6 protein-coding genes are annotated in these 11944 nt (G+C 67.2%); 1 reads left to right on the forward strand and 5 read right to left on the reverse strand.

From position 1 onward, the window contains the following. Positions 1-12: 12 nt before the first annotated feature. Both AB0J21_RS32865 and AB0J21_RS32870 read right to left on the reverse strand, forming a co-directional pair. Positions 13-2457, reverse strand: coding sequence for a WD40 repeat domain-containing protein (locus AB0J21_RS32865; protein ID WP_363149828.1), 2445 nt, complete (start codon positions 2455-2457; stop codon positions 13-15). Beyond that, the gene (locus tag AB0J21_RS32870) at positions 2454-4478 is read right to left on the reverse strand and encodes an ATP-binding protein (RefSeq protein ID WP_363149829.1); all 2025 of its coding nucleotides are present in this window, start codon (positions 4476-4478) and stop codon (positions 2454-2456) included. The genes AB0J21_RS32865 and AB0J21_RS32870 overlap by 4 nt, the downstream gene beginning before the upstream one ends. A gap of 1114 nt (positions 4479-5592) precedes the next feature. On the opposite strand from AB0J21_RS32870, the gene AB0J21_RS32875 reads away from it, so the two are divergent. Next, on the forward strand, positions 5593-7026 hold the full coding sequence (locus AB0J21_RS32875; protein WP_363149830.1) for a restriction endonuclease: 1434 nt from the start codon (positions 5593-5595) through the stop codon (positions 7024-7026). Between the two features lie 98 nt (positions 7027-7124). Here AB0J21_RS32875 and AB0J21_RS32880 read toward each other — a convergent pair whose 3' ends face one another. The 3 genes from AB0J21_RS32880 to AB0J21_RS32890 form a co-directional block, all read right to left on the reverse strand. After that, positions 7125-7937: a TIGR02391 family protein gene (locus AB0J21_RS32880; protein ID WP_363149831.1), complete on the reverse strand. Its 813-nt coding sequence runs from the start codon at positions 7935-7937 to the stop codon at positions 7125-7127. Between the two features lie 255 nt (positions 7938-8192). Beyond that, complete coding sequence (locus AB0J21_RS32885) at positions 8193-8702, reverse strand: hypothetical protein (RefSeq protein ID WP_363149833.1); 510 nt, start codon at positions 8700-8702, stop codon at positions 8193-8195. Next, a complete protein-coding gene (locus AB0J21_RS32890; protein ID WP_363149835.1) occupies positions 8699-10822 on the reverse strand; it encodes a hypothetical protein in 2124 nt (707 codons plus the stop codon). The genes AB0J21_RS32885 and AB0J21_RS32890 overlap by 4 nt, the downstream gene beginning before the upstream one ends. Positions 10823-11944: the final 1122 nt, after the last annotated feature.

The following is an 11944-nucleotide window of genomic DNA, read 5'->3' on the forward strand; positions in this document are numbered from 1 at the left end:
TGGTTGTGTTGACTAGCTGGCTCGGGTGAATACGGAGACTTCTCGGCCGTAGCCGATGGCTAGGGCGCCGTCGTGGTAGGCGACGGTTTGAACGAAATCCGGCAGATCGATGCGGTGGATCTGGGCTCCAGTGGCGGCATCCCAGATCCGTACAGTTCCGTCGGTGCTGCAGGAGATCAGGACCTCGTCGTGATCGACTTTTGAGAAGGCAACGGAGCGTACGGCCGCGGTGTGGCCGTGCAACGTTCGCAGGACCGTGGCGTCGCTGAGGTTGCGGAGGACGATCTGCCCGGTGTCATCTCCAGCCGCCGTGCAGCGGGTTCCGGCGATGTCGCCGATCGCCATCGCCTTGATGGCGGCGGGGTGGTCACGACGATGCATCAAGCGCCCGCTGTCCAGGGACAGTGCCTGATACGTGCCGTCGAAGTCACCTGTGATGATCACGGCGCCGCTCGGCATCGTCGCTACGGCCAGTGATGCAATGCCTGCGTCACGGCGGGGCGGGCTGAGGAGCCGGACGGGGCGGCTGGTGTTGGGATGCCACACGGACACGCTGCCGTCGTTGGCGCCGACAATTATCTGAAGATCTCCACCGGGGTGGACATGGACAGCAATGGCGTTGATCAGTGCGGAGCCGATGCTGTCGCTGTCGATCAAGCGCCGGGTGGCGGAATCCCAGAGATTCACCGCGCCTTGCTCTCCTCCTGCGGCAATCAGTGTGGCGCCATCGACCGTGCACACGCTGGCAGTCTGGAGGGGCCGGCCTTCCGGCTCCTCCAGCTCAAGCGCCACGTTTCCACTGACTGCGTCGAGGACGCGCACGATGGGGTCCCGGCACGTGGTGACCGCGTACAGGTGTCCGGCTATGCGATGGAGCTGAAGCGACCGCACCCAGTTGGGGTGACCGGCCAACTCGGCCGGTGGCCGCGGGCTGCGCAGGTCCCACGTGCGTACGGTCAGGTCCTTGGAAACCGTCACCGCAACGGGGCGGTTCTCCACCGTAGTCGGCACGGCGCCGATGACATCGCTCGTGTGACCGGCGAGTACGTCTCGGAGTATGAGCGTGCCCGTTTCAACGTCCCAACAACGGATCGTGTCGTCTTCGGAGGCCGTCAACAGCATGGACCGGTTTTCCACGGAGGTAATGGCGATCTCCGTAATGGGTCCGGCGTGGGCTGGCACTTCCCCGAGGGACTCGCCTGAACCGAGATCCCAGATGCGCAGGGTGCCGTCATGATGCCCAGCAGCGGCGATCCAGCCGGAACCGGTCAGCTGGATCGCCAGCGCGTCGACCGAGCCTCGATACATGCGGGGTGGTCGCCCTCGCGGGACGCCAGGGTGCGTGAGTGAAGCCAGGACGGTGCCGCTGCGGGCATGGACAACAGTGCAGGCGCCACTCGCATGTCCGAGGATCGCGAGTGTCTGGTCACCGATGTCTTTGACCGAGACCGCTGTGATCCTGTCAGCGCTCTCGGCGACCCGCCGCGGAACTGTTCGATGAAGAACACGGCCGTGAGGCAGCGTGAACGCGGTCAGGTAACTGCCCTCGCTGACGCAGAGTCCGAACCTGTCACTGCCCTCGCGGCAGACGGCCACGAATCTCACACCCCGCCCCGCTCCGGGAACAGGCCGGGGAATCATGGGTTGCGCGTGCAGGTCGGCCATGTACGGGTAACCGGCCGTGGCCAGGACCACGAGGCCGGACGGGTCAACGGCGATTTGTCTGAGGGTGGATCCAACCGACACGGACGACACCGGTCTTCCGGTGAGGAGATCCCACTGGTAGAGGCGGTCTCCGCCTGTCAGGAGGATGGGTCGGGCGTGTACCTCGGCGGTGGCCACGCAGGTTACGGGCGCTGTGTGCAGCAGGACGTGCCGGGCACGGCCCTGGGTGAGGTCCCAGACGCGTGCCGTGCGGTCCCGGCTGCCGGTGACAGCCATGGGGGTGCCGCCGACATCGACCACGGTCATGGCGTTGATCGACTCGGCGTGACCGGTCATGGTCGCGCCTGCGGAAGCGGAGATGTTGGTGGCCGTTGACCAGACGCAGTGCCAGGGGAGCGGAGCGCCACCGGGCATGCGTTCCATGCTCGCCGCCAACTCCCGGTGACCCAGCCGAAGGGCGTCCAGAGCGAGGATCTGGCGCCTCGCTCGTGGGCCGACGCGCTGATGCCAGCTGATGGAAGCGCAGTACACGTCAAGGATCTGCCGTGTCATACGCGGGTAGGCGTCCCGGAATGGCGACAACGCGGAAGCGACGGACCAGGCGTCGGCATTCACGAGGTACTCGCGGTCCGAGAGTAACTCCACGAGCAGCTCGGGTCCGGCACGGGCCGCATGCTCGGCAGCGTGCCGTCGCAGATAGGGGTCCGCCAGGTCCCAGCGCGGCGCACCGTAGGCGCGCGGCAGACCGGCCAGGAGGCTACGGAAGACGGCCTCTTCGGAATCGGCATTCATGATGCGCCCCCTGTGTCGACGGAGCGGGGGAACTGGCGCAGGCGGTCTACGAGCTCCTGGTGAAAGAGCCGGTACAGGGTGGTGCCGTACACCGGGTCCACGTCACGGCGCAGGTAGAACGACATGAGAGTCAGGACTGACTCGATGTCCTCGACGGTCGGCTGTGCTCCCTCGGGTTGAGAGGCGGCGACGACGTCCCGAATGAGGTTGGCGGGCATGCCGTTGCCCGCGCTGAAGGCGAGGGCCGCAAGGACGGCGCGCGCCAAGGGATGCGTTCGCTCGTCGTCAAGCTGCGCTTCCAGCAGCGCGGCAAATGTCAGGGGCAGACGCGCCAGAGCGCTCTCCACGTCCACTTCGGTGAGTGGACCTGCCTTCGCGATCAAGCGGGCGGACAGCTGGGCCTTGAGGAACTCCCCGCCGACAGTGGCTGTTTCGACCCGGTGGGCCACTCCGCGAGCGATCGCGCGCCGCAGCGGTCGACGCGTGCGGTAGGTGTCAGTGTCGCCCAGCAGCAGTTCGACGTACTCGGCCAAGGCCGATTCGAGACGGCCGCGGTGACTGGTGTCGAGATCGATGAGTATCTGGTCCGCGTCCTCAACGGCCTGTGCCATCTGAGGGAGCTTGTCCCAATAAGGTCTGACGCCTACCAGCAGCTGGCAAGCCCGCCGACGCGGGCTATCCGGATACTCCCGGTTGGCCAGCGGCAGCAACAACTCCACCGCGATCTGCTCACTCTCGGTGGCCTCGTCGAGGGCGTCCACCACAATCAGCGGCTCCTCGGACAGCCCCGCGACTGCGTCCACGAGTCCCTGCGCGCTCCAGCCTTCCGCAGGCGGCTGAAGACCGAGCTGTGCTGCGATGGCGTCCAGGACCAGCCCCAACGTCATTCCCCGCGCATGTACTGCTGCAATCCATTCTCGTGGCTCCGGCCTGAGAGCCCGGGCAGCGCCTTGTGAGAAGTTTCTCTGCAGCACCTTCGACAGCTGAGGGTGGATACAGCAGACCACCACACCCAGCAGCGCGGACTTGCCCACGCCTGGGCTCCCGGTGACGACGCACAGTGTTCCCCCGCCTTCGGCCCCTGCCTCGAGCCAGTCGCCAACACGCTCCAGCTCCTCTTCTCGCCCTGAGAAGTGACACGCCGTTCGGGGGGTTTCGGAAATGTCCCGTCCGGCAGCACGGGACACGTAGTGATCCACATCGAGTGAGGGATGAACGCTGCCAATGAAGTCCTGCAAGGCCCAGTAGCTCTTCAGTTCGAAGACCTCGGCGGGGTCCTCACGAAACCATCGGTTGGGCAGAAAAGGAATATTCGGTGCTGTCAGCTCGCTGGAAATGACCTCCTGAACGGGAGCTTTCTCCTCTTCACAGAGGCGCAACACCCGGCGATGCACCTCTTCCTTGAACCAAGTCAACCGAACATATTTCTCTGTCGTGTCGATACCACTGTGGCCCTGGGCCAGTCTTTCCAGGACATCGCTCACGGCCTGCGAGAAGCGGCCGCCCCACGCTTGAGTGTGCGGGGGGCAGGCAGCGATCACGAACACCCGCCGCTCGCCGTACTCGATGTTCCGTGTCCAGTCGATCCCGGCCCCGCCATGACAGACGTCCAAAAGCAGCAGGAGGGACCCTGGGTGGCCATGTAGACCTTTGAGGAACTGCCTGACGTCGAGTGCCTTCCGAGTGACGTCCCCCTCATCGGGCCTCAAAGTGTCCTTGGCGACGACATGCAGATCTTGTTGACTTCCTGACAAAAGAAATCCGTGACTGAGGACGTGGACGAGGGCGTGCTGACCCTCTTTGACGCCCTCTTGCACCAGCGCGGTGAGGTCATTCAGCGCGGTGCTGTCGAGGTCCACAAAATGAGCTGGCAACGCGGGCAGAAGCGGTGCCAAATTCTTGGTGACCTGCTCACCCAGCTCCGTAGCGAAGTCTAGGTCAGGCCAACTGGAGCGCTCTGGAGGGTCCTCGGACTCGTCGTCATCGACAGCGGAAGGCAGTCGGAACATGGACATCGACATGACCACAGCCATACTGCCGGAGCTATCTGCCCCCTCCGGGAATCTTTCCTCCACCACACCCTCAAGCCCCAGCCCTGTATTGCGCTCCCACCCAGCTCAATAACAGGATAGAGATGTCGGCGGCGGTGCGGGCCGATTTCCCGGAACACAGCCACCCATGAAGAGCCAAGGGCGGGATTCGCTCCCAAACCTCTCTGAACGGCCAACGGCCCGATGACCGTCAGGCGTGGAGCACGGTGCGGTCGAGGTCGGAGTGGATCGTCCACTCTGCGCCGCTGGGACCGGCGGAGGCGACTTCGGCACGGACCAGGCCGTCATGTCCAGGGCGAGCAGGCCGCTTACCCGGCGCCAGGGCCATCCGTGAACTTCCAGCGGCTACCACGCGGACAGGCTGGGCGAAGTGGCCGAGGGGGAAGTACGGCAGAGGGCCTGCTGCTCGACGGGCCTCATCGACGGCCCGCAGGTGAGGAGAGCGGTAGCAGGCCGCGTCCTGCAGGTTGTTCGGGGGATGGTCGGGGTAGGTGATGCTGCCCCGGTCGAAGACCACCTGGTGGACCGTGCCCGAGCACTTCGCCTTCGACACGGCGTGCGCGGTCGCCCAGGTCCACGGATCCGGCCGGGCGGCAGGCCGCCTTCGGGCGCGATGTGGAACTTGTGGTCGGCCGCCTCGGGCAGGCCACGCGCGCGCAGCACCTCGTTCACGGCCTCACGCCACACCTCCCGCCCGGTCCCTGCATACAGGGACCGCGGTACCGAACCCGGCACCCACATCACCTTGTTGACCGCGGCGATCGCACCTGGCCGGTTCGCTCGGTCTGCCCCGCCCGCCGTGTACGCGGCCAGTCGCCGTGCATGCCCGCGCCACGTCGTCCATGCCACCATTCTGCCCCTCGCCCTCACGGTGATGAGCCAGCAGAGGGGATCGGACAGACCGCCGAGTTGCGGTGGGAGCAACACTGGGCACGTCCCTCAGCAGCTGGCTTCCACCGCCGCCTTGAGCGTGGCCTCGACCTCGGCCGGAAGCGGGAGAATTGGCATGGCGGCGGGAGCGGCTCCGACCCCGTGGCGGAGCTGAGAGAGCCCATCGTCGAGGATCAGGATAGGAAGGGAGCCCATGGCTGCCGGTGAAGGGAAACGCGTCAGGGCGGGAGGGTCCTCGCTGCTGGCGGACTTCAAGCAGCTCGGGGCGATGCCGTCTGCGCACAAGCGGGGCTACCAGCTGGAAGTGCTGCTGGAACAGTTGTTCAGGCGGGCGCACTTTAGGGTCGACCGCAACGCCTCCGTCGCGAAACCGCGCCAGACGGACCTGGTGGCCCGCTACGGGGACACCTGGTATCTGATCGAGGCCAAGTGGCACAACGAGCCGGCCGACATCAACGTCTTCGATTCCGTCCGGTCACGGATGGAGCGGGCCGCTTCACCCGCTGTCATCGGCGTCATCATCAGCGTGAACGGCTTCACCGACCCGGCGGTGGAGGACCTGCGGGTACGCCGGGACCGGGGACCGATCCTGCTGTTCGGCGAAGACGAACTGACGCAGGTCCTGAGCACACCGAGGTCGCTGGTCAACCTCCTGCAGGTGAAGCGGGAGGAACTGATCACACACGGCCGGGTGCACCTCGCCGCTGCCCCCAAGCCCCGGCGCCGGCGCCGGCCGACCACCGGCCTGCCGGGTGCCGAGGCACGGCTGCTCGACCTCGACCTGAAGCCGCTGCCGTACGTCACGTCCGGGGGCGGATTCGGGGAGTTCGTCTTCGTGCCGGAACTGCCCGACGTGGACTGGGCGTTCGGCAGCGGCAGCGGCGTCTCTCTGGACGTCCCGGTCAGGCCGTACAACGAGGACGGCATCGTGGAGTTGCTGTACGGGCTGGACTCGATGGGCTGGACCAGTGCCGGACCGCAGTGGAACATCCAGCAGTCCGGCGCGACCTGGCACGGCGTCGGGGCCCGGGAGTTCGTTGAGGCGCTGCGTACCTGGAAGAAGCGCGAAGCGAGCCTGGAGGACGCTCACCACACCGAGCAGGTCGCCTACTTCGACACCTGCCAGGGCGGAGGCTTCTACACCCTCACCGCGAGCATCGCCAGCCACCGTTCCCGGGCGGTCTACGACTGTCACCTGTCGTTCCAACTGCCCGGAGTCCCCGTGGACTTCCAGCCGATCCGGCACCTGTTCGAACAGTTCGACGCCGCAGCATTCAGCTACTTCCGTCCGCTGAACAGCCCCGCAGTCGTTCGGCACCACCCCGAGCAGAGGGTGCCCCTGGAGGTCGTCGGTTTCGTCGTCTCGCACAGCGAGCTGGACCTGCTGGACTGCGATGACGCGCCTGCAGAGTGGGTCACGGGCCTTATGGTGAGAAATCCGCACCGAGGCGAGGCCCGGCCTCACTTGGATGAATGGCCGGGCCGGGTCGCGGAGAGCGAACTGATCGTCTGTTCCCTGCGGTCGCACCACCAGCTCAATGAGCCCAAGGAGGTGTACCACCTCTACTCATGGGAGTACGCGCGTACCTCCGACGCCCTGGCCTTTCGGCCTGTGGCCGACTGGTAGCGATACGGAGGAGGTCCGTCTCGGGCAGAGTGCCGAATCACGCAGCCCGGCGACGGCGACCCCGCGTAGGCGCGAGCTGAGGCGGCCCGCAGGCGGCGTCAAGGGGTGACGTGCGCGCCGTCGAGCCGTCGGTGCACCATCGACAGAGTGGTGAGCAGCTCCAGCAACTCCTCGTCGGTGACCGTGCGGTGAAGCCGCGGCTCGTGCGCGGCAGGGTTGCGGTACATGCTGAACAGTCCCTTGACCAGGTTTGCCAGCCCCTTCTGTTCATCCAGCTCCGGACTGGTGACGTTTGCGTTGATGGCCACCCGGGCCGTGCCCTGGCCGGGCATGAGCACCGATTCGACCAGACGCGCTCCGTCCAGGCCCTGGCCGGTGAGTTGACGCAGCCGGGCGGCCACCGATTTGACCGCCTCCAGGCTGGCGTGAAAAGAGTTCTTGGCCAAGATCTCCAGCGTGCAGTAGCGCAGCACCTCCGGATGCGTGGAGCGTCGGCGCAGCTCCGACCGCAGCGAACTGGCGTGCCGGGCGGCCTCGCTCAACGTGGCCGCCGCCGGCCCTCTGGCAACGCGCCCCTCGTCGTTCACCCGCAGCCCGACATGGACGAGGACCTCGTTCAGGTCGTCCTGCCGGCGCGAGAACGTGTGCGGTTGCTGCGCGTAGCGCACCGGGGCCATCGCTGCGCCGATGAACGCGATCACACAGTTCGACGCCTGCTGGCGTGCCTGGTGCGCCAGCAGCGCCCCAGCCAACCGGCCCCGCTTGTTGCCGCCCTCCACGTCTGGCACCTTCACGGCCGTCAGCAACTGCCCGATCTCCCGACCGGTCAGCCCCTGCGCGGTGTCGCCGAGCACACCCGCCACCGCGGTGACGACCGGTGCAGGCCAGGGCTCATGTCTACGCGCTGCCATGCCCTCTCAACTTCCCCTCGTTATACGGCCAACCAGCCAGGATGACACGGGCGCGGGGAAGCCGCTGCCCCATTTCCGCGCCTACCGAAGTCCGTGCCCGGCACGCTCATCCGGGAGCCGCGGCCGGCCCCGGCTTCGGCCCGACCAAGGACTGATGTCCCGCGCTCGCCCTGCACCGCATAGCGGCCCCCTGGCGCCGTGGCACCCGGGGGCCGTACCGTGCCGCCTACGGCGGCTACGCCGCCCCGGCGCCCGTCACCGCCCCGCGCCAGGGTCCGTGAACGGCGTCTGCCGGACGACGTGCAGGGCCAGCGCGGCGGGTGTCTGCGTGAGGTCGACGCGCGGGTGAGCGGATCCGTCCAGCGGGTTCAGCAGCCGGGCCGTCCACCCCTCGGCGTTGCGCACCACCTCCAGGGCGCTCTGGTCGGCCAGGGGCAGGACGGTCAGCAGCGACCAGGCCCCCTGCCGGATGACGCCGGTCGTGGGGTGCGCGTAGTGCTCGGCCAGCCGGTCGCCGACCGCACCCGGGCCCTGGCGGCACACGCTGCCCACGTACTGGCACCCGCGGCGGCTGTCCCACGCGACATACACCGCACAGCTCGCCCCCACCCGGCGGCGTACGGCACCCGGCCGGGCCGGGCACACCACGACCGCCGAGTGGCCGCCGCTTTGGAGCGCGCTGTCGTCGAGCACCGGGCCCACCAGCCGCAGCACCGGCCGCAGCGCCCGGCCGATCTGCGCGGGCAGCGTGAGAGCGCCGCTCACTCGTTGTCCTCCTCGTCCTCGTCGAACACGAAGAGGGAGGTGTCGCTGGGCCCGAACTTCGTGAGGATCTCGGAGAGCTGGCCCAGCTGGTCGCGCTGGCCCTGGACGGCGTCGAAGGTGCCGAACACCTGGTTGCCGCGCTTCTGGCTCATGCGGGCCAGCGCCCGCGCGGCCTTGGCGGCCGAGGTGATGCCCAGCTCGAGCGTCCGGCGCAGGCGCACGTCCTCCGCCTCGGGCTCCTGCGGCTTGCCGCCCGTCTTGGCCTTGGCCTCCGCGCGGTTCTTGGCGATGGTGTCCAGGGCCTGGGCCGGGTCGGCGGCGTGGACGAGGTCCCACTCGTAGTCGATGATCATCTGCTGGCCGGCCTTGTCGAGCGTGGGCTCGCCGTCGCGGACCAGGACACCGTCGACCTCGCGCTCCTGGGTGTGGAACAGCTTGGGCAGCACGGCCGGGTCGGCGGCGACGTGGGCGCGGGCGATGGAGTGCAGCATCCGCAGCCCCCCGGCGGTCCGCGCCAGCAGATCGAGCAGCTTCACCGGCGTCGCCCGGAAGGGCGCCTTGCGGGCCTCGCGGTCGGTGCCCTCCTTCGAGCCGCGGTCCCGGGTGATGTAGCTGTCGAGGATCGCCGCGGTGCCGCCCAGGACGGTCAGCTCCGCCACGGCGCCCATCTCGCCGGCCAGAGCGCGCTCGAGGATGTCGTCGAGGACCTCGAACGTGTTCTCGCCCTTGGTCAGCTCCCACGGCTGCTTCCACACGGTGTCGGTGATCGTGCCGCCGTTGCCGAAAGCGCGCAGCGGCTGCTCGATGCCCTCTTGGCTGCGGTAGTCCGACAGCGCCATGGGCGCCAGCCGCTCGCTGACCCGCTGCCGGTCGGCCTTGCCCATCCCGAATTCCTGCTTGATCAGCCGGTTCACGGCGTCCGTGTGCGGCCCGGCGAGCACCGCGTGCTGATGGACCGCGGCCGACCATAGCCGGTGCGCCGGAACCCCGAGCAGTTCGTACATGGCCTGCGCGCCCACGGTGCCCGACAGCACCCGGTGCACGTCCGGGGTGATCAGGCCCTCACGGTGGGCGTGGCGGTAGACCCGCTGCATGCCCTGCGTGTTCTGCGCCCCCGGGGTCCAGGCGGTGACGTGCACGTGCAGATTGGCCAGCAGGTCGTCACGGGCCGCCACCAGGTCCGCCAGCGGCCCGCCACTGTCGGACCGCGCGCCGACGACGACGGTGGCCGGGAAGGCGAGCGTGTGGCCCTCCCGCCGGGTCGCCTCCGTCAGCACGGGCGCGGCCAGGTTCTTGCGGGTGCGCGCGGTCAGCTCGGTCACCCGCCGGCGCACGGCCCCCTGCTCGGCACGGCTACGCCCGCCGGGCTGGTCGGTCGAGCCGATGACGGTGCTGATGCACGCCGCGATCGCCTGGTAGATGTCGCCGCCGGTGCGCGCCATCCACATGCTCACCAGACGGCTGTTGCCGTCGCCCGCGATCAGGAAGGTGTCCTCGCTGTCGTCGTCGTACACGACGCGCATCACGAACAGCGTCAGCGGCTCCTTCACGCCCTGCTGGAGCACGCTCTGGGTGTAGTCGTTCTCGCCCTTCTGGGCGTGGAACGTGTTGAACATGCTCTCGGAGACTGCACTGGCCAGGGTCTTGCGGTCGCGCATGCGCACCGTGAAGACCGCGATCGGCTCGCCGGTCTCCGGATCGGTCAGCGTCTCGTAGGAGGTCACCAGCGACGTGGGCGGTGCCGCGTCCATGGCCGTGCGCAGCTGGTCCGCCCACCGCTGGTTGATGAAGTCGGGCAGGATGTCGAGGTCGAGGTAGCGGTCGTGCGGCGCGGTCGCGTACAGCGTGCCGCCGACGACCGGCTTGGCCGTCAGCAGGCTGACCCGCTCACCGTCCACCAGAGCCCGCAGCCGCGCGGGATCCACCGCACCTGAGGTGACGGCGTTCGCCGAAGCCTCGTCCAGCGAGGTGTCGGGGTTCTCCAGAAGCGCCTTGCGCGCACCGCGGAGCCTGGTCACCGGCTGCGGGTCCGCCACCGGCGCGGGCCGGCGCAGCAGCGGGGGAAGGCCGTCGTCGGGCTCCTGCCCGTCCCGGCCGTCGAATGCGTCGATCGAAGTCATGGTCTCGCCCTCCCGGGCATGGCACGCAGCAGGAAAACCCGCGGGCAGGGTCATCCCTGCCTCCACTGCGCGCCGTCCACGGGGGGCGGCGAGCGCCGTCACGCTCTACCAGCGGCTCATGTCTCCGTGATGTCCCGTGCCGACTGGCGTTCTACGGTCACCGGCGAGCTGCTGGTCAGCCGGTCCGAGGACCGAACGCCCGTCGATGACGGGTGCCAGCTGCTCTCATGCCTCAGTTCGAACTCTGCGGCATGCAGTTTCCGTGTATCCAGAGCGGTGCGCGGCCGGCACAGCAACGCTGAACCGGCAACCCCCGAGTGTACGCCAACACGCACCGAACCGCACCGAGTTCGTTTAAACGGCAAAACTTGATGGTCTGCGGGGGAGTGTCAGTTGAACTTCGTCATCTGAGGGTCAGTGGCGCAGGCGCGACGATCCGGTCGCTGACACTACCGACCAAAGAAACCCGAGCACAAGAAAAAGAGCCCGAATTGAGTCTTTATATTCGCGCTTCACGACACAACGATTCACCCTTTTAGATTGCACTGTCCTGATGGAATCGGCACAGAATACCCAACACCCCAAAAGAAGATAGATAATGTAACGGGAATGAATGTACCAGAAATGCACGCAACTCTCTCGGCGAGTGACAGGATCTCTCTGGAAGGTTTTCTTTCACCCCTTTCAGTCGTCGAATGCTTCACAAGAGGTCCAGACCACTAATCTAAGCACGTAGAGTAGCCGTTACATAATTATGTACCGAGCTAAGAGCATTACATAATGGTTACATATTAGTGGCGAAGGGCGCCCAGGGGCGCTTCAAGGTGAGTCAGCTCCACCTCGCCACGAGCAGTCGAGCGGAGTAAAATTGCAGCTCAGAGACACATAAGAGCACCCAAAGCTAAACGATGTCGCAACTTCAATTATGTAACGCCCAGCGAGGGCCGGCCCGTTTCCTTCTAGCCAGCATGTAACGCCGCGGAGCGGCGTTACAGAACCGTCGCGGAGCGGCGGTGCGACGCTCCGTCACGTAGTGACGGCGCGTCATGTCTCCGGAGGAGACGGGCCGGCCCACGCTGGGCGTTACAAAATTGAAGTTGCGACATCGATTAGCTTTGGGTG

The organism is Streptomyces sp. NPDC049954 (genome assembly GCF_040656295.1).
GTDB lineage: Bacteria > Actinomycetota > Actinomycetes > Streptomycetales > Streptomycetaceae > Streptomyces.